18 protein-coding genes are annotated in these 22,934 nt (G+C 54.9%); 13 read left to right on the forward strand and 5 right to left on the reverse strand.

Annotated elements, in window-relative coordinates; all coding sequences use genetic code 11:
- Window positions 1-18 precede the first annotated feature (18 nt).
- Window positions 19-1,842, forward strand: a complete 1,824-nt coding sequence (glmS, locus tag FHW17_RS17005) for a glutamine--fructose-6-phosphate transaminase (isomerizing) (protein ID WP_182510389.1) — start codon at window positions 19-21, stop codon at window positions 1,840-1,842.
- On the opposite strand, the gene recG is transcribed toward glmS, so the two are convergent.
- On the reverse strand, window positions 1,843-3,951 hold the full coding sequence (recG, locus tag FHW17_RS17010; protein WP_182510390.1) for an ATP-dependent DNA helicase RecG: 2,109 nt from the start codon (window positions 3,949-3,951) through the stop codon (window positions 1,843-1,845). It abuts the gene before it with no gap.
- A 131-nt stretch (window positions 3,952-4,082) separates the two neighbouring features.
- Here recG and FHW17_RS17015 point away from each other — a divergent pair, with 131 nt between their 5' ends.
- Entirely contained in the window at window positions 4,083-4,370 is a 288-nt protein-coding gene (locus FHW17_RS17015) for a succinate dehydrogenase assembly factor 2 (protein ID WP_112526717.1), read from the forward strand.
- Between the two features lie 6 nt (window positions 4,371-4,376).
- Window positions 4,377-7,874, forward strand: a complete 3,498-nt coding sequence (gene mfd / locus FHW17_RS17020) for a transcription-repair coupling factor (protein WP_112526718.1) — start codon at window positions 4,377-4,379, stop codon at window positions 7,872-7,874.
- A gap of 17 nt (window positions 7,875-7,891) precedes the next feature.
- Here mfd and FHW17_RS17025 read toward each other — a convergent pair whose 3' ends face one another.
- Both FHW17_RS17025 and FHW17_RS17030 read right to left on the reverse strand, forming a co-directional pair.
- Window positions 7,892-8,557: a DsbA family oxidoreductase gene (locus FHW17_RS17025; protein ID WP_112526720.1), complete on the reverse strand. Its 666-nt coding sequence runs from the start codon at window positions 8,555-8,557 to the stop codon at window positions 7,892-7,894.
- Window positions 8,558-8,566: 9 nt separating this feature from the next.
- Window positions 8,567-10,291 (reverse strand): extracellular solute-binding protein, encoded by a 1,725-nt coding sequence (locus FHW17_RS17030; RefSeq protein ID WP_246706896.1) that lies wholly within the window; start codon window positions 10,289-10,291, stop codon window positions 8,567-8,569.
- 366 nt (window positions 10,292-10,657) lie between these two features.
- Here FHW17_RS17030 and FHW17_RS17035 point away from each other — a divergent pair, with 366 nt between their 5' ends.
- Window positions 10,658-11,281 carry an invasion associated locus B family protein gene (locus FHW17_RS17035; protein WP_112526724.1) on the forward strand — a complete coding sequence of 208 codons (624 nt, stop codon included), beginning with the start codon at window positions 10,658-10,660 and terminating at the stop codon, window positions 11,279-11,281.
- A 54-nt stretch (window positions 11,282-11,335) separates the two neighbouring features.
- On the opposite strand, the gene hspQ is transcribed toward FHW17_RS17035, so the two are convergent.
- Window positions 11,336-11,674 carry a heat shock protein HspQ gene (gene hspQ, locus FHW17_RS17040; protein ID WP_175540525.1) on the reverse strand — a complete coding sequence of 113 codons (339 nt, stop codon included), beginning with the start codon at window positions 11,672-11,674 and terminating at the stop codon, window positions 11,336-11,338.
- A gap of 102 nt (window positions 11,675-11,776) precedes the next feature.
- Here hspQ and FHW17_RS17045 point away from each other — a divergent pair, with 102 nt between their 5' ends.
- The 3 genes from FHW17_RS17045 to FHW17_RS17055 all read left to right on the forward strand — a co-directional run bounded on the left by FHW17_RS17045 (window position 11,777) and on the right by FHW17_RS17055 (window position 14,933).
- Window positions 11,777-12,721 carry an AEC family transporter gene (locus FHW17_RS17045; protein WP_113097168.1) on the forward strand — a complete coding sequence of 315 codons (945 nt, stop codon included), beginning with the start codon at window positions 11,777-11,779 and terminating at the stop codon, window positions 12,719-12,721.
- A gap of 93 nt (window positions 12,722-12,814) precedes the next feature.
- Window positions 12,815-13,426, forward strand: coding sequence for a 50S ribosomal protein L11 methyltransferase (locus FHW17_RS17050; RefSeq protein WP_182510503.1), 612 nt, complete (start codon window positions 12,815-12,817; stop codon window positions 13,424-13,426).
- A 160-nt stretch (window positions 13,427-13,586) separates the two neighbouring features.
- Entirely contained in the window at window positions 13,587-14,933 is a 1,347-nt protein-coding gene (locus tag FHW17_RS17055) for an Nramp family divalent metal transporter (RefSeq protein WP_091876884.1), read from the forward strand.
- Here the strand turns inward: FHW17_RS17055 and FHW17_RS17060 are convergent.
- Window positions 14,930-16,129, reverse strand: a complete 1,200-nt coding sequence (locus tag FHW17_RS17060; protein WP_182510392.1) for a UbiH/UbiF family hydroxylase — start codon at window positions 16,127-16,129, stop codon at window positions 14,930-14,932. The genes FHW17_RS17055 and FHW17_RS17060 overlap by 4 nt on opposite strands.
- A 162-nt stretch (window positions 16,130-16,291) precedes the next feature.
- Between FHW17_RS17060 and pcsA the strand changes: the two genes are divergently transcribed.
- From pcsA to FHW17_RS17090, 6 genes are all read left to right on the forward strand, one after another.
- The gene (gene pcsA, locus FHW17_RS17065; RefSeq protein ID WP_091878347.1) at window positions 16,292-17,044 is read left to right on the forward strand and encodes a phosphatidylcholine synthase; all 753 of its coding nucleotides are present in this window, start codon (window positions 16,292-16,294) and stop codon (window positions 17,042-17,044) included.
- Complete coding sequence (locus FHW17_RS17070; RefSeq protein WP_113097166.1) at window positions 17,044-18,021, forward strand: quinone oxidoreductase; 978 nt, start codon at window positions 17,044-17,046, stop codon at window positions 18,019-18,021. The genes pcsA and FHW17_RS17070 overlap by 1 nt, the downstream gene beginning before the upstream one ends.
- A gap of 141 nt (window positions 18,022-18,162) precedes the next feature.
- Window positions 18,163-19,746, forward strand: coding sequence for an ABC transporter ATP-binding protein (locus FHW17_RS17075; protein ID WP_182510393.1), 1,584 nt, complete (start codon window positions 18,163-18,165; stop codon window positions 19,744-19,746).
- Window positions 19,746-20,837 (forward strand): ABC transporter permease, encoded by a 1,092-nt coding sequence (locus tag FHW17_RS17080; protein WP_182510394.1) that lies wholly within the window; start codon window positions 19,746-19,748, stop codon window positions 20,835-20,837. Before FHW17_RS17075 ends, FHW17_RS17080 begins: the two co-directional genes overlap by 1 nt.
- A gap of 1 nt (window position 20,838) precedes the next feature.
- Window positions 20,839-21,759 carry an ABC transporter permease gene (locus FHW17_RS17085; protein ID WP_175540490.1) on the forward strand — a complete coding sequence of 307 codons (921 nt, stop codon included), beginning with the start codon at window positions 20,839-20,841 and terminating at the stop codon, window positions 21,757-21,759.
- A 57-nt stretch (window positions 21,760-21,816) separates the two neighbouring features.
- Window positions 21,817-22,884: a BMP family ABC transporter substrate-binding protein gene (locus tag FHW17_RS17090; protein ID WP_091876873.1), complete on the forward strand. Its 1,068-nt coding sequence runs from the start codon at window positions 21,817-21,819 to the stop codon at window positions 22,882-22,884.
- Window positions 22,885-22,934 lie beyond the last annotated feature (50 nt).

Below are 22,934 nucleotides of genomic sequence, written 5' to 3' on the forward strand. Positions count from 1 at the left end.
GAGCCATCGGAGCTTTCTATGTGCGGGATTGTTGGAATTATCGGACGCGAACAGGTTGCGCCATTGCTGGTGGATGCGCTGAAACGCCTGGAATATCGCGGTTATGATTCCGCTGGCGTTGCGACACTCGACAAGGGCGTGCTTGACCGGCGCCGTGCCGAAGGCAAGCTCGTTAATCTGGACAATCTTCTGAAGGAAGAGCCACTCAGCGGCACAATCGGTATTGGTCATACGCGCTGGGCCACGCATGGTGCGCCGACTGTCCGTAATGCGCATCCGCATACGACGCCGCGTCTTGCCGTAATCCACAATGGCATTATCGAGAATTTCGCCGAGCTGCGCAGCATGCTTGAGAAAGACGGCTATGTCTTTGAAACCGAAACCGATACGGAAACCGTTGCCCATCTTGTGACGCGTGCGCTTGATCGCGGGCTTTCTCCTGTTGAAGCGGTTCGCCAGAGCTTGCCGGAACTGCGTGGCGCCTTCGCCATTGCAATCATGTTCAAGGGCGAAGAGGATCTGCTGATTGCCGCTCGCAATGGTCCGCCACTTGCTGTGGGTTATGGTGACGGCGAAATGTATCTGGGCTCGGACGCCATTGCGCTTGCGCCGTTTACCGACAGATTGTCCTATCTTGAAGACGGTGACTGGGCTGTGCTGACGCGCAACAGTGTGGCGATCTATGACGAAAGCGGCATGGCCGTTAAGCGCCGGATCGAGAGATCTGCTGGCGCCGCGTTTCTCGTCAGCAAGGGCAATCGCCGCCACTTCATGGAAAAGGAAATCCATGAGCAGCCGGAGGTTATTTCCCATACGCTGGCCAATTACCTGGATTTTTCCAAGGGCACCATTCGCACCGATGCAGTTCCGTTTGATTTTGCCAAGATCGACCGGATCGCGGCATCCGCATGCGGCACAGCCTATTATGCCGGCCTGATCGGTAAATACTGGTTTGAGCAGATTGCCCGGCTCCCGGTTGATATCGATGTCGCATCGGAATTCCGCTATCGCGAAATGCCATTGTCGAAAGATAGTCTTGCTCTGTTCGTTTCACAGTCGGGCGAAACCGCGGATACTTTGGCATCGCTGCGTTATTGCAAGCAGCAAGGGTTGAAGATCGGCTCTGTGGTCAATGTCAAGGAATCGACCATGGCGCGCGAGTCCGACTCTATTTTCCCGACACTAGCCGGTCCGGAAGTCGGCGTTGCCTCGACGAAGGCGTTCACATGCCAATTGGCAACGCTTGCGTCATTGGCGGTGACCGCAGGCAAGATGCGCGGAACTATCTCGGCTGATGATGAGCGCCGTCTTGTGCATGAGCTTTCCGAGATTCCGCGCTATGCGACGCAGGCATTGAAGCTGGAACATCAGATGGAGGCGATCAGCCGCGATCTGTCACAGGTCAAACATGCGCTTTATCTCGGCCGTGGCACGAGTTTTCCGCTGGCTCTTGAAGGTGCGCTGAAACTCAAGGAAATTTCCTATATTCATGCGGAAGGCTATGCGGCGGGCGAGTTGAAGCATGGTCCCATCGCCCTCATCGATGAACACATGCCTGTCATCGTCATTGCGCCCTATGATCGTTGGTTTGAAAAAACCGTCTCGAATATGCAGGAAGTGGCGGCGCGCGGTGGCAAGATCATTCTGATTACCGATTCACGCGGCGCTGCGGCCAGCACGTTGAAGACCATGCATACGGTTATTCTGCCTGATATGCCCGAGATCATCACACCGATCATTTACGCCCTGCCGATCCAGATGCTGGCTTATTACACCGCCGTGTTCATGGGCACGGACGTGGATCAGCCGCGTAATCTGGCGAAATCGGTAACGGTGGAGTAATTACCCGGCGCGAAGGAGCCGCACGGCCTCGTCGCGCTCGAAGAGATAAAGCAGAACGCGCAAAGCTTCGCCGCGCGCGCTCTGCAATTCCGGGTCGCGCCCGAGAATGTAACGCGCATCCTTGCGGGCGATTTCCAGAAACTCCTGATGAGCTTCGATACTCGCAAGCCGAAAACCCGGTGTGCCGGATTGCCGGGTGCCCAGCAATTCACCTTCGCCGCGCAGTTTCAGGTCTTCTTCAGCGATTCTAAAGCCGTCTTCCGTCTCGCGCATGATCTCCAGCCGCGCACGGGCAACTTCGCCCAGTGGACCCTTGTAGAGAAGGAGACAGGTGGAAGGCTTGTCACCTCGGCCAACCCGCCCGCGCAACTGATGCAACTGGGCAAGGCCGAAGCGTTCAGCATGCTCAATAACGATAATCGTGGCATCGGGCACATCAACACCGACTTCAATGACCGTGGTTGCAATCAGAAGCCGCGTTTCGCCATTCTTGAACGCGAGCATTGCCGCATCTTTTTCTGGCCCCGTCATGCGGCCATGCACCAAACCGATCTGATCGCCAAGCAAAGGTTGCAGCGACTGAAAGCGCTCTTCGGCGGAAACCAGGTCAACCAGTTCGGATTCTTCAACCAGCGGGCAGATCCAGTAAATCTTCTGGCCGTCGGCTATGGCTCGGCGCATACGGTCAACCAATTCGCTAAGGCGTTCCATCGGCAGAATCGCGGTGGTGATTGGACGGCGACCCGCGGGTTTTTCTGTCAGTTTTGATACATCCATGTCACCGAAGGCAGTCAGAACCAGCGTGCGCGGGATGGGCGTTGCGGTCATGACCAGCATGTCAGGAGCCGAACCCTTCGATTGAAGCAGCAGCCGTTGATGAACGCCAAAGCGGTGCTGTTCATCAATGATTACAAATACTAAGTCGTGGTAGCTAACCTTTTCCTGAAAGAGCGCGTGGGTGCCGATGATGATATGAATCGCTCCGGTGCGCAGGCCTTCCAGTATATCCTCGCGTTCACGGCCCTTTTCGCGGCCTGTCAACAATGCGGTGCGCAGGCCAGCTTTTGCTGCCAGTGGTGCTATGGTCGTATAATGCTGGCGCGCCAGAACTTCAGTGGGAACCATAAGAGCCGATTGCCCACCTGACTCCGCCGCATGGGCCATGGCAAGCAGACCAACGATGGTTTTGCCCGATCCCACATCGCCTTGCAGCAATCGGAGCATCCGTTCCGGTTCGCGCAGGTCGGCGATGATTTCCTTGATTGCCTGTTGCTGGCTGCCAGTCAGCGCATAGGGCAATGCGGCAATAATCTTTGCCTTGAGACTTCCATCGCCTTCCAGTTTGCGGCCTGACAGACGCCGCGTTTTGAGGCGAACCAAGGCGAGTGCCAGTTGACCGGCCAGAAACTCGTCATAGGCGAGCCGCTGGCGCGCCGGATGATCCAGCGCGATATCTGTGGGGTCTTGCGGTCGATGAATCGTTTCCAGCGCCTGCCGGTGCGTCGGAAAGGCATGTTTGGCAAGAACCGGTTCCTCGATCCACTCAGGCATGTCAGGTGCCCGCGCCAAAGCTTCCTGTACGCCCCGCGCCAGCACTTTGGGCGAAAGGCCAGCGGTCAGGGGATAAACAGGTTCGACCAGTGGCAGCGATGCGGCGTCGGCAATAGCGGCGATATGATCCGGGTGGACCATGGTCGGTCTGCCGTTGAACCATTCGATGCGCCCGGAAACGATGACTGTCTCGCCAACCGGCATGATGTTCTCAAGCCAAGCCAGCTTTGCGTGAAAGAAGACAAGGCCGATTTCACCGGTGTCGTCATGGGCAAAAACGCGGTGAGGGACATTACTGCGTCCCTTTGGTGCCGGCTGGTGGCGATCAATACGGACTTCCAGCGTGACAATGGCACCTTCCGGTGCATAGGCGATTCCCGGGCGATTGCGCCTGTCGATAACACTGTTGGGCGGCAGATAAACGAGATTACCGACGCGCGGTTCGGTTCCGGGTGGCTGCGTGCCGAGCAAAGTGGCAAGCAGGCCCGTCACTTTCGGTCCGATACCGGGAAGCGAGCGTACGGAAGCAAACAGGGGATCAAGCAAAGATGGACGCATTCCTTAGGTTTAACGTCTTCAAAGCGCGTTGCAAGGCTGACAGCGGCGTCAATGCACGCTATACCCAGCCGCAATCCTATGGCTTCCCGCCCAGCCGAAGCCTTTTCATGATATTCCAAGGGAGACTGTCCATGACCGGAAGCAGTCGTTCAACAGTTGATCTGCCACCAAGACAGCGCAAAATCCTGTTCCGTTCCTGGCATCGCGGCATGCGCGAGATGGATCTGATTCTCGGACAATTTGCCGATGCACATATTGAAAGCCTGACGGAAGCCGAGCTTGATCAGTATGAAGAACTGATGGAAGCGCTTGACCGTGACCTGCTCAAATGGGTCACAGGGGAGGCTGAGGTTCCCGCCGAATATGACACGCCGATCTTTCACAGGATCGTGGCTTCTCGCAACACAATGAAATTCTGATCAGACATGACTGCCTTTTCCAAACTCGGACTGAAACCGGATATCAACGGACATGTCGTCATTGACGGCGTGGTCGATGGCTATGAAGCCTTTACGCTGGCCAAAGTGGTTGCCGAAGCGGGCGCGGGCGGTCCGGTGCTGTTCATCGCCAGTGATGGCCAGCGCGTTGCTGATATCGAGCAGGTCTTGAATTTCGTGCAGCCTGATCTGCCGGTGCTGCAACTGCCCGGCTGGGACTGTCTGCCCTATGATCGGGTATCGCCCGGTTCCGATACGGCAGCACGGCGGCTGGCGGCGTTGGCTGGCCTTGCTTCCCTGCGCGATCAGAAACATCCGGGTGTCATTCTGGCGACCGCCAATGCGGTGCTGCAAAAGCTACCGCCGCGCAAAGTACTGGCTGAGCAGCTGTTTCTCGCCAAGCCCGGCAACAGAATTGACATGAATGCACTGGTTCAACGCCTTGAAAACAATGGATTTGAGCGCGTTTCGACCGTGCGCGATGTTGGCGAATACGCGGTGCGCGGTGGTATTCTTGATCTTTTCGTTCCGGGAGCGGAAGAGCCACTAAGGCTTGATTTCTTCGGTGATACGCTCGAATCCATCCGCACCTTCGATGCCGCGTCCCAGCGTACATCAAGCCAGAAAACCGAATTTTCCATGCAGCCGATGAGCGAAATCACGCTCTCGCCCGAGACAATCAGCCGGTTCCGCTCGCAATATGTGCAGAAATTCGGCGCGCCTTCGCGTGATGACGCTCTTTATCAGGCGATATCCGAAGGCCGCCGCTTTGCCGGCATGGAGCATTGGTTACCGCTCTTCTATGAGCGTATGGAAACCGTATTTGATCATGCGGGCAACATGCCTGTTATTTTCGATCATCTGGCACATGAAGCCATGGCCGAACGCCATAAGATGGTGGTGGATCACTATGAGGCGCGCAAAAAGCAGTCCAATGGTACTGAACCGGGTGAAGCAGTGCCTTACAAGCCGGTCGAACCGGGCTCACTCTATCTGACACCGGCGGAAGTTGAGGCTGCGGCGATTTCATCGGGGATGCGGATTGATTTTTCGCCCTTCGACGCACCGTTTGTTACGGGCCGGTCAGTGATCCATGCGGGTGCCCATCGTGGACGGACATTCGTTGAGGAGCGCACCGCCAAGGATGCCAATGTGTTCGACAGTGTGGTCAAGCACATCGCCGATGAACGCGCGGCGGGCAAAAAAGTGCTGCTGGCCGCATGGAGCGAGGGATCGCGCGACCGGCTGATACAGGTTCTGAACGAGCATGGCCTCGAAAAGATCGAGTTGGTCGAAGACCTGCGCACGGTCAAGGCACTGGCTCGCGACAAGATCACCGCTGGTATTTTGTCGCTGGAAACAGGTTTTGATGCGGGCGATCTCGTTGTGGTCGCCGAGCAGGATATTCTGGGTGATCGGCTCATTCGCCGGTCCAAGCGGCGTAAGCGCGATCAGGATTTCATCAGCGAAGTGGCTGCCCTGAATGCGGGTGATATTGTTGTCCATGTGGATCACGGTATCGGCCGGTTTATCGGTTTGCGCACGATTACAGCGGCGGGTGCGCCGCATGACTGTCTCGAAATCCATTATGCGGGCGATGATCGCCTGTTCCTGCCGGTTGAAAATATCGAACTTCTGTCACGCTTTGGTTCGGAAAGCTCGACGGCGGTTCTCGACAAGCTTGGCGGCGGTGCCTGGCAGGCGCGCAAGGCCAAGCTGAAAAAACGGCTGCTTGAGATTGCCGGGCATCTGATCCGCATTGCTGCGGAGCGGCAGATGCGCGGGGCACCGGTGCTTACGCCACCCGATGGGCTGTATGGAGAGTTTGCGGCACGTTTCCCCTATGACGAGACGGAAGATCAGGACCGGGCCATTGAGGCTGTCATTGATGACCTTTCACTCGGCAAGCCGATGGATCGCCTGATCTGCGGCGATGTGGGGTTTGGCAAGACGGAAGTGGCACTGCGTGCAGCCTTTGTTGCGGCGCTCAATGGGGTTCAGGTGGCCGTCGTGGTGCCAACCACACTGCTTTCGCGTCAGCACTACAAGACATTTTCGACGCGGTTTCAGGGTTTGCCTGTGAATGTGGCACAGGCGTCGCGACTTGTTGGTTCCAAGGAATTGGCGGAGAACAAGAAAGGCATTGCGGAAGGTCAGATTGATATTGTTGTTGGCACGCACGCGTTGCTCGGGTCGGGTATCAAGTTCAAGAATCTCGGCCTTTTGATCATCGATGAAGAACAGCACTTTGGCGTCAAGCACAAGGAACGGCTGAAAGATCTCAAATCTGACGTGCATGTGCTGACACTGTCAGCCACACCGATACCGCGCACATTGCAGCTGGCACTGACAGGCGTTCGTGAATTGTCGCTGATCACCACGCCGCCGGTGGATCGCATGGCAGTGCGCACATTCGTGTCGCCATTCGATCCTCTGGTCATCCGCGAGACATTGCTGCGCGAGCGTTATCGAGGCGGTCAGAGCTTTTATGTCTGCCCGCGTATCTCTGACTTAAGCGAAATCAAGGACTTTCTGGATTCGCAGGTACCGGAGTTGAAAGTGGCGACTGCGCATGGGCAAATGCCGCCCGGCGAACTCGACGACATCATGAATGCTTTCTATGACGGGCAATATGATGTGCTGTTGTCGACAACCATCGTGGAATCCGGCCTCGATATTCCGACGGCCAATACGCTGATCATCCACCGCGCCGATATGTTCGGTCTTGCCCAGCTTTATCAGTTGCGCGGCCGGGTTGGACGTTCGAAGCAGCGTGCCTTTGCGTTGTTCACGCTGCCTGCAAACAAAATGCTGACGCAGATGGCCGACCGCAGGCTGAAAGTGTTGCAGTCGCTTGATACGCTCGGTGCCGGTTTTCAGCTGGCGAGCCACGATATGGATATTCGCGGTGCTGGCAATCTGCTCGGCGAAGAGCAGTCAGGCCATATCAAGGAAGTTGGTTTCGAACTCTATCAGCAAATGCTTGAGGAGGCCGTTTCCGAGATCAAGGGGACAGGCGAGGTCGATGATGGTCACTGGTCGCCGCAGATTGCTGTGGGCACAGCCGTGATGATCCCGGAAACCTATGTGCCTGACCTGCAATTGCGTCTGGGTCTCTATCGCCGTCTGGCTGATCTGGAAGAGTTGCAGGACATTGACGGCTTTGGTGCAGAGCTTATCGACCGGTTCGGACCTTTGCCGGATGAAGTCCAGCACCTGCTCAAGATCGTTTATATCAAGGCGCTTTGCCGCCGCGCCAATGTCGACAAACTTGATGCGGGGCCGAAGGGCATTGTCATCCAGTTCCGCAACAAGACGTTCAACAATCCGGCAGCATTGGTGAAAATGATCGGCGAGCAGGGCTCAATGGCGAAAATCCGCCCGGATCAGAGCATTGTATTCGTGCGGGATTGGCCAACGGCGGAAAAGCGCCTGAATGGCGCAGCTGTAGTGATGACCCAATTGGCAAAACTGGCCGCCGCATAAGCGGCCAGTTTTTTGGATCAGACTGGTCGAGGCTCGAACCCATCGGCCGTCTGGCGAATGGCATCAGCCAGTGCATCAGCGGATTGCGCACCCATAACCGCGTATTTCTGGTCGAGGATGAAGCAGGGAACGCCGCGAACGCCAATCTGGTTGGCGGTGTCGATCTCCTGACGCACGCCAACGCTGTCCGCATCGGTTGGCAAAAGGCTCGCCACGATGGCACTGTCCATGCCTGCCTCTTCGGCAGCTTCAATCAGCACCTGATGGTCGCCAATATTCTTTCCCTGTTCAAAATAGTAGGAAAACAGAATGCCAACGATCTTGTCCTGAACATCGGGACCGGCTTGTGACGCCCAACGGATCAGACGATGTGCATCAAGCGTATTCGGAGCGATTTCGATCGCCTCGAAATCAAACTCAATGCCTTCTTCCTTGCCAAGTTCGATCAATTGCTGATGCACTTCAAAGATTTTATCGCTGCTGCCGAATTTTTCAGTCATGTAGCGATTGCGATCCTTGCCCTGTTTGGGAAGGGTGGGATCAAGCTGAAATGGCCGCCAATTGACTGTCACATCCAGTTCAGGGTTAAGGGAGAGAGCACTTTCAAGCCGCTTGCGACCGACAAAACACCAAGGGCAGACGACATCCGATACAACGTCGATCGTGAATTTCTTTTCGCTCATGATTTCAACCTATCGTTTATCGGACCACCAGGTCGGGAGCTGGTAGCCAATGAGGGATGTCTTGTCCGGATGCTTGATATAGGACCACCGGGCAACCCATTGCGCGGGCTGGTAGTAAATAGGTACGAAATAATTCCCCGAAATCAACACCCTGTCGAGTGCCCGCACAGCGCTCTCGAACTTCGTCTGGGTGCGGACAGCCAGCATCTCGTTGATCAAAGCATCGACGGCAGGATCAGCCACGCCGGCATAATTGAAACTGCCGTTCACATCCCGGGATACGCTGCTCCAGCGGCGCGTCTGTTCAAAACCGGGCGAAAGGGAGCCGGAATAGGCGCCGAGAATGATGTCGTAGTCAAAGGTTTCCAGACGCTTTTGATATTGCGCATCATCGACGGTGCGAATTGTAACGCCGATGCCAAGGCGCTCAAGCGTACGTTTATAGGCAAGGCCCAGCCGTTCTTCGGCCACGGAACGGGTGAGAATTTCAAACGTCAGCGGCATCCCCTTGGGGTCCAGCATCACTTCGTCTTTAATTGAATATCCCTTGCTGACGAGAGTGTCGTAAGCGCGCTTCATTTCCTTGCGGTCGCGTCCGGAACCGTCAGTCTGGGCTGGCACGTATGTTCCATCCATCACATCCGGTGAAACGGCATTTGGATAGGGTGCAAGAAGAGCCCGTTCGGTAGCGTCAGCTGGTTTGCCGAGAGCAGATAGGTCAGAACCCTGCCAATAACTGCCAAGTCGCTGGTATCGACCTGCGTAGAGATTGCGATTAGTCCATTCGAAATCAAACATCATCGAAAGCGCACCGCGTACGTCCCGATCAGCGAATTTTTCCCGCCGTGTATTGAATGCAAAGCCAAATACATTGGATGGTGATTTGGTTTCAAACGTTTCCTGAACGACGCGCCCGTCTTTGAATGCGGGAAAATTATAGGACGAGGCCCATTTGTTTGGATCGCCTTCCATGAAGATATCAAAGACACCCTTTTTGAACGCCTCAAACTGTGATTGCTCAGTACGGAAATATTCGATGGTGACTGTATCGAAATTATTGAAACCGCGACGGCTAGGAATATCGGCTGCCCAATAGGCGGGGTTGCGTTTGTAGACGATACGTTGACCCGGCTGAATTTTTGCAATGGTGTAAGGGCCGCTGCCAATAGGCGGTGTCAGTGGTGAACTGTCGAATTTTTCTGGATCAATGGCGTGTTTGGGAAGAATCGGCATCAGAGCCAGAACGAGTGGAAACTCGCGGTCAGCCTTGTCGTTGAAGGTAAAACGAATACCGCGTTCACCGATTTTCTCAATATTCGAAATTCGGTCCATGCGCTGCTTGTATTGAGGCAGACCCTTTTCAGCCAAAAGGTTGAACGTAAAAATAACATCCTCAGGCGTGATTGGCTCACCATCCGACCATTTTGCCTTCGGATTCAGTGTGAATTCAACCCATGTCCGCTCATCATTGGTTTCCACGGTCTCGGCAAGCAGACCATACATGGTGAAGGGTTCATCGGCGCTGCGCTGCATGAGCGTTTCATAAATCAGATTGCCGAATTGAAGGTCATTGAAGATGCCGCGCGCTGTGGTGCGCAGGCTTTTTACGAGAAACGGGTTCAGGCTATCGAATGTACCGACGACGCCATAGGTGATCGAGCCGCCCTTGGGCGCGTCAGGGTTCACATAGGGGAAATATTGGTAATCAGCGGGCAGGGCGGGCTCACCGCGCATGGCGATTCCATGTTTTGGCTCGGCAAAAGCTGCACTTGTTGCCGAACAAGCCACGGCCAGCAGCGCCAAAATCTGGAAACTTCTCTTCAACATCGTCTCAACCTTGCGTCCCCTTAGCGGGATTTCCCTTTGATTCGCCCACAAGATTACCATCTCGTGACGATTCTGCGGCCAAACGGGTGTAATCATCTTCGCGAAATGACAACAGTGCTAAAAGTAGTCTGGATTTGCATTAACATGCAGTGTAACACGACGTTCGAGACCAAGGGTCACTCTGTTGCCTTATTTGGTAACCAAGCCAGATGGAGCAATTCTTAGTGATCAAGTTACACTTCGGATAAGTGCGCTGAAAGGAACCAGTTGACCATGTCCAACCCGAAGACATTCGCTGCAACCGCATCCATTGCGGGTGCAATTGCATTACTCGCCGCCGCGGCAGTACCAGCATCAGCCCAGCAGCAGCAGAGAACGCCGCAGGGTTGGTTCAAGGTTTGCTCCAAGCAGGAAGAAAACGATATCTGCAACACGCAGAACATCGTAACGGCCGATAGCGGCCAGCTTCTGACCGCGGTCAACCTCATTGAAATCAAGGGCAAGGTGAATCGCAAGATTTTCCAGGTCTCCGTCCCAACCGGTCGTCTGATTGCTCCGGGCGTCGGACTTCAGATCAATGGCGGCAAGACACAGAAGATCGATTTCGCCATCTGCTTCCCGGATCGCTGCATTTCGGAAGTTCCCATGTCCGACGAATTGGTTGCTTCCTTCAAGAAGGGCAATCAGCTGACTTTGACTTCGGTTAATTTCCAGAACAAACCGAACCCGATCAACGTTGCGCTGACCGGTTTCAGCCAGGCTTTTGACGGCCCCGGCCTGCAGCAGTCGGAAATCGAAAATCGCCAGAAGACACTTCAGGAAGAAGTCCAGAAGCGTCAGAAGGAATTCGAAGACAAGATGAAGGCCGAACAGGCGAAAGCCAAAGCCGGCAACTGATCGCCATCTCTACAAAAAAGGGACGCTTTGCGTCCCTTTTTTATTGCGCTGATTTCAGTTGATGTGCGGACTCTTGACGCGATAGATACCATTTTGCGGATTTTCGAACATGTCCTTGATCTGCGGATGCCGTAAAGGCACGCCGGTTGTGTCTGGAACAAGATTCTGTTCCGAAACATAGGCTACATATTCGCTATCCGCATTTTCAGCGAAGAGATGGTAGAATGGCTGGTCACGGCGTGGCCGGATATCTTCGGGAATGGATTGATACCATTCCTCCGTATTGTTGAATTCCGGATCGACATCGAAGATTACGCCGCGAAAAGCGAATATCCGGTGGCTCACAACCTGGCCAATCTGAAATTTTGCGTGGCGTATTTGTTTCATCATTATCATTCATTATAGATATCAGAGACATACCTGTCTCCATCAAATCGTGCGAGCATCTATGGCGTCTTGCCATTTCCGGTCGCGTTCCAATGGTCAAAGCTCGTCATGCTCAGCGTTTTCAATCTTGTTCTTCCATTTTTCGGCCTGATCTTTCTTGGATTTGTGGTTGCCCGCGTCAGTCGTCAGCCGCTGGAGGCCATGGGGTGGATGAACGTTTTCATTGTCTATGTGGCGTTGCCGGCACTGTTTTTCCAGATCCTCTCAAAGACACCCGTCGCTGAACTGACTCAATGGGCTTTCATCATTGGTTGTACGGCATCAACACTTTGTGTTTTTCTGGTGATGTTCGGTGTGGCTTTCTACCGAACGCGCAAAATTGACGAGAGCACAATTCAAGGATTGGCAGCCGCCTATGGTAATATCGGCTATATGGGGCCGGGACTGGCAATCATGGCTTTCGGCGCTCCTGCTGCCGTCCCTGTCGCCCTGATATTCTGTTTCGACAATACGCTGCATTTCATCATGGCACCGCTGATGATGGCACTATCAGGCAAGGAGAAACGCCAGCCGCATGAACTCGTGATCAGCGTTCTCAAAAAGATATTGCTGCATCCCTTTATCATAGCGACAATTCTCGGTGTTGCTGCGGCTATTGTCGGGTTTGAACCACCGTCCTCCATCGACAAATTGATTGATCTCCTGGCAAAAGCCGCTGCGCCATGCGCATTGTTTGCCATGGGTGTGACGCTGGCCTTACGGCCGCTGAAGCGAGTGCCGCCGGAACTCTACATGATCGTGCCGATCAAGCTGATTTTCCAGCCGCTGCTCATATACGGCATGCTTCACCTTGCCGGTGATTTTCCGCCTGTTTGGGTATATACCGCCATGTTGCTGGCGGCATTGCCAACGGCGACGAATGTCTTTGTCATTGCCCAGCAATATGGCGTGTGGGTTGAACGCGCATCGAGCAGCATTCTGGCAACGACGCTGTTTTCGGTCGTAACCCTGACCTTGTGGCTATATGTGATGACGCATGGGTTTATTCCCTGATATTGATATCCCGCACCCGGCGATTGGCTGGGCTGCTATTGTGTTTCCGGAGCGTTGTTGGCGATAGATCGAGCGAAATTCATTCAGGCGAACATGCCTGTTGCGGAAGTACCATCGCTTCCGGAAATCCTGCTTCACACGTCTCATCCGGCAAGTGGGCTCTGGCGTCTGGCGGAATCGATTGATGGCGGCGATCCCGAGCCACCCTATTGGGCCTATCTCTGGGCGGGTGGTGCTGCGCTTGCGCGCTATATCCTTGAACAGCCGCAGAGTGTGAGGGGCTTAAAGGTTCTCGACCTCGGCGCGGGTTCCGGGATTATCGCCATTGCGGCAGCCAAAGCAGGCGCAAGTCATGTCCTTGCAGCAGAAATTGATCAGAACGCGATTGCCGCTTTGCAGTTGAATGCAGCGATCAACAATGTCGCTCTGACCCTCATAGGGGATGATTTGACCTCCGGATCGCCACCGGCGGTCGATCTGGTCGTTGTCGGCGATCTTTTCTACGGGCCTGAACTCGCCAGCCGGGTGATTGCGTTTCTTGACCGATGCCTTGATGCGGGAATCAATGTACTGATCGGTGATCCGGAGAGGGCGCATCTTCCGGTTGATCGCCTTGAGCTGATTGCCGAATATTTTGTTCCCGATGTCGGGCAAGTGAAAACATCCACTGTGAAATCGAGCGTCTTCAGGCTTCGCCCCCGCTGATCACAGCCCCAACGCCTGTCTTCCCCTGAAAATCTGCACCATCAAGCCGCCACGCTGCAATATGGGCTGTTTCGTCGCAGCAAACCCGTACTTGTGGTTGCAATCTTTGTGTGTACTATTGCGAATGATTTGCAATTGCGACTAGGATTAGAGGTATTTCATGGATTCCTTGCGGCAGGCAGCCGATACGGACGATGGCTGGCGGCGCGAACGGGGCGATGCATCGCTTTCAGATGTGCATCGCTCAATAGCAGTCAGAACAACGGGACCGGGTTGGCGCAGGGCCGCAGCCTTTGTGGGGCCGGGTTATCTCGTTGCTGTTGGCTATATGGACCCGGGAAACTGGGCGACATCGCTCGCGGGCGGGTCGAAGTTTGGTTATACGCTGCTTGTTGTCGCGCTGATTTCCAACATCATGGCAATCGTGCTGCAGGCACTTTGCGCCCGTTTAGCCATCGGTTCGGGCAGGGACCTTGCCCAAGCCTGCCGCGATGCCTTTCCAAGGCCCGTGGCCTACACGCTCTGGCTTATGGCGGAAATCGCGATTATCGCAACGGATATCGCGGAGGTGATCGGTACAGCGATTGGCCTCAATCTTATTTTCGGTGTGCCGCTTGAGATCGGTGTTCTGATCACGGCACTTGACGTATTTCTGATTCTTTATCTGCAAAAACTTGGATTCCGTTGGGTAGAAGCGCTGATCATCACGCTGCTGGGCGTGATTGCTCTCTGTTTTGGTATCCAGATTTTCTTGGCCGACCCCGATTGGGCTGCGGTTATCAAGGGATTCGCGCCAACCACGCAGATTGTTACCAATCCGGAGATGCTTTACCTCGCCCTTGGTATTCTTGGTGCGACGGTGATGCCGCATAATCTTTACCTGCACTCCGGTATCATTCAGACGCGCGACTATGGCCACACAATGCCGGAGAAGCGTCAGGCTTTGAAATATGCCACATGGGACTCGACCATCGCGCTGATGTTTGCCTTGCTGATCAATGCGGCGATCCTGATCCTTGCTGCGGCGACTTTCAACAAGACGGGCCAGACTGAAGTTGCGGAACTTGGTGAAGCGCATTCACTGCTCGCACCGCTGCTTGGCTGGGCCTTTGCACCAACGCTGTTCGGTATCGCGCTGCTGTGCTGCGGTATCAACTCGACTGTAACGGCTACATTGGCTGGTCAGATCGTCATGGAAGGCTTTCTCAAGATCAGGCTGGCACCTTGGCTGCGCCGGTTGATCACCCGAGCCATCGCCATCATTCCGGCGGCAATCGTCACCGTCTGGTATGGCGACAGCGGAACAGCCAAGCTTCTGATCCTGACGCAGGTCGTCCTCAGCCTTCAGCTTTCCTTTGCGGTGTTCCCATTGGTTATCTTCACGGCCAGCAAGACGAAAATGGGCGCTTTGGTTTCACCCAAATGGCTCACGGCTCTTGCCATGTTCATTGCGGTGGTGATCGCCGTGCTCAACGTCAAACTGTTGATGGATTTCGTTCTCGTCTAGACGCGATCCGCTTCCCGGCGCGGCCAGCGAAAGCCGCTGCCGGGGCGCAGGCCTTCGCGCATAAGAAAGCTGCGCAAGGGCGAGAAGGTGCGCAGCAGCTCCAATCCGCCGCTACGAACCATCTGTACAGGCAGGAAATCAGAGAGCAATGACCTGTTCAGCGCGTCAACAGCACCGGTGCGGGCAATGATGTCAGGGCTGCGCTTGCGGTTGTAAGCAGAAACGACCGTTGCAGCGCCAAGGTCGCTACCATCCGCCGGCAAGGTGTCGAGCAATGTTTCGACATCCCTGACGCCCAGATTAAGCCCCTGTGCGCCGATTGGTGGAAAGACGTGGGCTGATTCACCCGCCAGAAACACGCGATTGCGGGCGAAGGCGGTTGGAACAAGCCCTGATAGTGGCCAGGCCTGTGGTTCAACGTCAATCGTAACAGCCCCAAGCATGGACTGCATGCGTTCCTCAACACGCATTGCCAATTGCTCTGCGGTCAGATCAAGCAGTTCAGCAGCGTGCGCAGGTGTCGTTACCCATACGAGGCTCGAGCGCTTTCCGGCCAGCGGCACCTGCGTGAAAGGTCCATGCTCCGTGTGAAACTCCGTAGAAATATCATGATGTTCGCGGGTGTGGCTAAAGCTGAGTACAAGAGCGGTCTGGTTGTACTGCCATGTGCGCGCAGAAATGCCCGCAGCCTCGCGTGCCAGAGACGACCTGCCATCGGCAGCGATAACAATATTGGCGGAGAACATTGAGCCGTCGCTGGCTTCGACCGCCGTGGCGTTCTCAACGGGATGGTAGCGGGTGGCCGATGCCGCCACATGACGAACCGGTACCTGCTTTAGCGCGGCATTGAGCGTTTTGGTCAATGTGGCGTTGGGGATGTTGTAGCCAAACGCTTCTTCATCGATCTCGCTGGCTTCAAATGTCACTGCCGGGCTGCGGACCAGCCGGTTTGTGCCATCAAGAATGCGCATGGAGCCGATGGGTGCGGCGTGCGGCGCGATGCTGTCCCACAGCTCAATACGCTGGAGAAAGCGAATGGCGGGCATCATAAGGGCAGTCGTGCGTTTATCTGTACCATTAGGAATAACCCCAAGACTGATGACGTTCTCAAAACTCCGGCCAAGGGCAATGGCTGCAATCAACCCCACATGACCGGTTCCGGCCACAATGATCGGATCTGTTCTGGTGCTGGTCATCATCTCACTCCGCTTCCAAGCCATTTAGGCTTTCAACAGTTTATATCAAGAACTTTGCTTGCGCTTTGAGCCATTTTCAAGAAAAGCTGCTCGCAAATCGTTTGTCCTTGATAACATATAGGGACAAGCGGATGAGTATCATGCAGCAGATTGGCGCGGACCGTGAAAAAACCAACTTTGCCCAAAGGCGTTAAGCCCAAAAAAGTAACGGCACCACAAGCCAAAGCGTTCTCAGTCCACTTGTTGACCGCTTCCGGTTCATTTCTTGCATTCCTGTCGGTTGTCGCCGCCAGCGAACAAAGCTGGACGGCGATGTTCTGGTGGCTGGGCCTCGCACTTTTCGTCGATGGCATCGATGGTCCGATCGCACGCAAGCTTGAAGTCAAATATGTCCTGCCCAACTGGTCGGGAGAACTCCTCGACAATATCATAGATTACATGACCTACGTGCTCATTCCGGCCTTTGCGCTCTACCAGCGCGGCTTCATGGGTGAGGGCCTGTCATTTCTGGCAGCGGCAATCATCGTGGTATCGAGCGCGATCTACTATGCCGATACGGGTATGAAGACGAAGGAAAACTTCTTCAAAGGCTTTCCTGTCGTCTGGAATATGCTGGTTTTCACACTGTTTATCGTCAAACCGGGTGAATGGGTGGCATTTGCCATCGTTCTCGGCGCTGCGATTGTTTCCTTCCTGCCGATCTATTTCCTGCATCCGGTACGCGTACAGCGGCTGCGGCCACTCAATCTGACGATATTCTTCCTGTGGTGTGCATTCGGCGTGCTGTCGCTGTACCAGCATCTGGATTCGCCCCTCTGGGTGCGTATTGGCATTTCGGTGACGGGTATTTATCTGTTTCTAATCGGTGCAGTAATGCAGGCATTTCCCAATCTTGGACGGACGGAGAAGGCATGATGGTCAAAGCAATCCGCATTCATCAAACGGGCGGCCCGGAAGCTCTTGTTTATGAAGACGTTGAGGTCGGTGAGCCTGGCCCCGGTGAAGTGCGTATGCGCAACGAGGCCATCGGGCTGAATTTCATCGATGTTTATTTCCGCACCGGCCTTTATCCGTCGCCCGGCGGTTTGCCGCTGATTCCTGGCAATGAAGGTGCAGGCGTTGTCCTGTCCGTTGGTGCAGGTGTTACGGATTTTAAGGCGGGAGATCGCGTCGCCTATGTCAATCCGATCGGTGCCTATGCGGAAGAACGCCTCATGCCGGCGGATCGTCTGGTGAAAGTTCCGGATGCCATTTCATCGGAGCAAGCCGGCTCGATGATGCTGAAAGGCATGACCGCCTATTATCTGTTGCGGGAGACATATCCCGTAAAGAAAGGCGATACGATCCTGTTTCATGCGGCGGCTGGTGGTGTCGGGCTTATCGCCGGACAATGGGCCAAACATCTGGGTGCGACTGTTATCGGCACTGCCGGTTCAGATGAGAAGGTAAAGCTGGCGCTTCAAAATGGGTTTGATCACGTCATCAACTATCGCACCGAGAATTTTGTCGAGCGGGTGAAGGAAATCACCGGCGGCAAAGGAGTGGATGTTGTCTATGACTCTGTCGGCAAGGACACGTTCGATGGATCGCTGGATTGTCTGCGTCCGCGTGGCATGATCGTTTGTTTTGGCCAATCCTCGGGTCCCGTCCCACCGTTCGATCTTGGTATTCTGTCACGCAAGGGTTCGCTTTATCTGACGCGGCCAACCTTGTTTGTCTATGTCGCCGCGCGGGCCGCTCTTGAAAATGCTGCACGCGAGCTTTTTGCTCAGGTGGAAAGCGGCGTTGTGCGCATTGATATCGGCCAAAGATACGCACTGAAAGATGCTGCAACGGCCCATCGCGATCTTGAAGCACGCAAAACAACCGGGACAACTGTGCTTATTCCTTAAGCCACTGAAAATAATGCTCGAATAATGTGCGCAAATGGCCGCAACCTCAGGTTTTGCACTTCCCAAATCGATACTGCCCGACATAGGATCGAAAACGGTTAGGGGACACCTTATAATAATCGTCCCGGGCCGTGGGGTACTATGACAAGCATAAGTGATAAAGGCGGGGCGGGGCGTCCACTTCTGGAAGCAAGCGCTCTCACGAAAATTTTTGGCTCTCTGAAAGCCTGTGACGGGATCGATCTGACAATCGGCACCGGCGAAATCCACGCACTTCTGGGCGAAAACGGCGCCGGTAAATCGACACTGGTGAAGATGCTGTTCGGCGCCTTGCAGCCGAGTTCCGGTGATATTGGCTGGAAGGGTGACACTGTTGCAATGGCCAATCCAGCTTTCGCAAGATCGCTGGGTATCGGCATGGTTTTCCAGCATTTTTCCCTGTTCGACGCTTTGACAGCCGCTGAAAACATCGCCCTGTCACTTGATGTGAAGACCGACCTGAACACCATTGCAACCAGAGCGCGGGAAATTGGCCAGACCTATGGTTTGCCTGTTGATCCGGATGCGCTGGTCGGCGATCTTTCTGTCGGCGAACGCCAACGCATTGAGATTATTCGCTGTCTGCTGCAAAATCCTGATCTGATCATTCTCGACGAGCCGACGTCGGTGCTGACACCGCAGGAAGCCGACCTGCTGTTTGTGACACTCGAACGGTTGCGGTCGGAAGGGAAGTCAATTCTCTACATCAGCCACAGGCTTGAAGAGGTCCGGCGCTTGTGTGACCGGGCGACGGTGCTGCGTCATGGCAAGGTTGTTGGCCAGTGTGATCCACGCAAGGAAACATCAGCCTCGCTTGCCCGCATGATGGTGGGCAGCGATATTCATGTCATTGAGCGGCGCCCGAATGATGCGCCTGCCACCCAAGCGGCCTTGATTGAGGTCAATGGCCTGTCGCAAAAACCGCGAGGCCCGTTTTCTGTATCGCTGCATGATGTCCGACTGTCCGTCAAACCGGGTGAAATTCTCGGTATTGCGGGCGTTGCTGGCAATGGGCAAGGTGAACTCTTCGAAGCCATATCGGGAGAAGCCTTGCAGGAACGGGCAGATATTGTCCGCATTCGGGGCAAGGATGCGGGGCGCTCGGGTATTTCTGCACGGCGCAGGCTTGGCGCCGCTTTTGTTCCCGAAGAGCGCCTTGGCCATGGGGCGGTTCCGGATATGTCATTGACGAACAACCTGCTGCTGTCGCGTTATTCGACGGATGGAAAAGTCTTTCTCGGCGGCGGACTTTTAAGGCTGTTACAGCAATCGAGTCTTACCCTTGCTGCAAAGCGTATCGTTGCGCAGATGGATGTCCGCAAAAGTGCAGAAAATCCAGATGCATCAGCACTATCCGGCGGAAACCTGCAGAAGTTTCTCATCGGCCGCGAGTTGGATAGAAACCCTTCTGTTCTGGTCGTTAATCAGCCTACATGGGGCGTCGATGCGGGTGCCGCGGCGCATATAAGGCAGGCGCTTGTCGATCTTGCCCGCGGTGGTTCTGCAGTCATTGTCATCAGCCAGGATCTTGATGAACTCTTTGAAATTTCCGATCGCATTGCCGCTATGGTGCATGGGCATCTTTCGGAATCAGTGCCAATTGAAGCAATGAACATGGAGCGTGTCGGCCTGATGATGGGCGGCGCAGATACTGCTTCGGCACATGTAAATGCAGGGGCGGTCTGATGCGTATTGAACTGGTCAAACGTCCGCAACACTCAGCGCTGTTCAGTGCGCTTTCACCTTTCATTGCACTTTTCCTGACGCTGATTGCTGGAGCTATCCTGTTCTCGCTATTGGGCAAGAATCCGGTTTCGGCGCTCTATGCCTATTTCGTCGAGCCCTTGACCGAAATCTGGTCATGGCATGAATTGCTGGTGAAGGCGGCGCCACTGATCCTGATCGCTGTCGGGCTTTCCGTCTGCTTTCTGTCCAACAACTGGAATATTGGCGCGGAAGGGCAATTGATCATGGGCGGTATTGCCGGATCGATCCTGCCCGTTGTTTTCCCGGGTTTTCAGGGCTGGTATGTCCTGCCGATCATGCTTTTGCTCGGCATGGCGGGTGGTATGGCCTATGCCACCATTCCGGCCTTTCTGAAGGTGCGGTTCAATACCAACGAAATTCTGACCAGCCTGATGCTTGTTTATGTGGCACAGCTGTTCCTTGACTGGATCGTGCGTGGCCCCTGGCGTAATCCGCAAGGCTTCAATTTCCCTGAAACCGTGCAGTTCAATTCGAGCGCCATACTCCCGGAGATTTGGGCTGAATCGGGCCGTGCGCATTGGGGGTTCATTTTGGCTATCGTCGCTGCGCTGCTCGTCTGGTTCATGCTGTCGCGCACATTGAACGGCTTTGAAATCAAGGTGCTTGGACGCAGCGCAAGGGCAGGGCGTTTTGCCGGTTTTAGCGCCGGACGCCTGACATTCTTCGCGTTTCTCGTGTCGGGTGCGCTTGCCGGACTGGCTGGCATTGCCGAGGTTTCTGGTGCTGTCGGACAACTGCGCACGACGATCACACCGGGCTACGGTTTTACCGCGATCATTGTTGCCTTTCTTGGCCGTCTCAATCCGCTCGGCATTGTTGCTGCAGGGCTGGTTCTGGCGCTGTCCTATCTTGGTGGTGAAGCGGCGCAGGTTTCGCTTGGTATTTCGGAGAAATCAGCGCGCATCTTTCAGGGCATCATCCTGTTTTTCGTGCTGGCGAGTGACACGCTCATCTATTACCGCATCCGCTTCGTGACCCGTCACAGCGAAACCGCAGCAAAGGGCGCGTAATATGGGCATGTTTGAAGCCATTCTTTTGACTGTTGCCACCGCGGCAACGCCTTTGCTGATCGCCGCGATGGGCGAACTGGTGGTGGAGAGATCCGGCGTCCTCAATCTCGGCGTTGAAGGCATGATGATCATGGGTGCCGTTGCGGGTTTTGGTGTGGCGCAAGTAACGGGATCGGCGTGGCTTGGAATGTTCGCAGCCATTCTTGCGGGTGCAGCCTTTTCCCTGTTGTTCGGTTTTCTGACACTGACGCTTGTTACCAATCAAGTGGCAACGGGGCTGGCGCTGACACTGCTCGGGCTCGGCGCGTCGGCGATGATCGGGGAAAGCTTTGTCGGGTTGCCCGGTGTGCGGATGCAGTCCCTGTACATTCCCGTCCTCACTGATCTTCCCGTGGTTGGCAAGTTCCTGTTCGGACAAGACCCGATTTTCTATATCTCGATCCTTCTTACCATCGGGGTTACGTGGTTCCTGTTCCGCACCCGCGCCGGACTGACACTGCGTGCTGTCGGTGACAATCACACATCAGCCCACGCGCTTGGTGTCCCTGTTGTGCGGGTTCGCTATCTCGCTGTCATGTTTGGGGGCGCTTGCGCCGGGCTCGCCGGTGCGCAACTATCGCTCGTCTATGTGCCGCAATGGGTGGAAAACATGACGTCGGGCCGGGGATGGATTGCACTTGCACTGGTGGTGTTCGCTTCATGGCGGCCATGGCGCATTCTCGCTGGTGCCTATCTCTTCGGTGCTGTGACCATTGGCCAGTTGCATGCGCAGGCTTTGGGTATCGGCATACCCTCGCAGTTCATGTCGTCCTTGCCCTATCTGGCAACAATTGTCGTTCTTGTGCTGATTTCGCGCAACAAGCGGCTGACCCTTATGAATACGCCGACATCCCTCGGCAAACCCTTCGTGCCCGACCGCTGAGCGGCTGGACGAGAATAAAAAGACAATGCATTTGGTTTAACAGAGAGGTGAACACGAATGAAAAAACTGCTTATGGCGCTGTCCATGGCCGCCAGCTTTGCTGTGACGGGAGCGGCGCATGCCGAGGAGAAGCTGAAGGTTGGCTTCATCTATATCGGACCACCCGGTGATTTCGGCTGGACCTACCAGCATGATCAGGGCCGCAAGGAAATGGAAAAGGCGCTTGGTGACAAGGTTGAAACCACGTTCCTTGAAAGTGTACCTGAGGGTGCCGACGCAGAACGCTCCATCGAGCGTCTGGCTCGTGCGGGCAACAAGCTGATTTTCACAACATCGTTCGGCTATATGGATGCGACAATCAAGGTTGCGCAGAAATTCCCGAATGTGAAGTTCGAGCACGCAACCGGTTACAAGACTGCGGACAATGTCGCGGTTTACAATTCGCGCTTCTATGAAGGCCGTTATGTGCAAGGCGTGATCGCGGCCAAAATGTCTAAGGTTGGCGTTGCCGGTTACATCGGTTCCTTCCCGATCCCGGAAGTGGTGCAGGGCATCAACTCCTTCATGCTGGGCGCGCAATCGGTCAATCCAAATTTCAAGGTCAAGGTGATCTGGGCCAATTCCTGGTTTGATCCGGGCAAGGAAGCCGATGCTGCCAAGGCTCTAGTCGATCAGGGTGTTGATATCATTACACAGCACACGGATTCGACTGCACCGATGCAGGTGGCTGCCGAGCGCAAAATCAAGGCATTCGGTCAGGCTTCCGATATGATCAAGTTCGGTCCGGAAACCCAGTTGACCTCTATCGTTGATAATTGGGGCCCTTATTACATTGAACGGGCCAAGGCTGTGATTGACGGCACATGGAAAACCCACAATGTTTTCCATGGTATGCATGAAAATCTTGTTGTGATGGCGCCGTATACCAACATGCCTGACGATGTGAAGAAGCTGGCCGAGGAAACGCAGGCCAAGATCGCTTCTGGCGCGCTGAAGCCGTTCACGGGCCCAGTCAAGAAGCAGGATGGTTCGGAGTGGTTGAAGGCTGGCGAAACTGCCGATGACAAGACCATTCTCAGCATGAACTTCTACGTAGCCGGCGTAGACGATAAGCTGCCGCAATAAGATTTGTCTTCAGACAAAGGAAAGGGCGCCAATGGCGCCCTTTTTTATGC

Source organism: Phyllobacterium sp. P30BS-XVII, from assembly GCF_014138335.1.
GTDB lineage: Bacteria > Pseudomonadota > Alphaproteobacteria > Rhizobiales > Rhizobiaceae > Phyllobacterium > Phyllobacterium meliloti.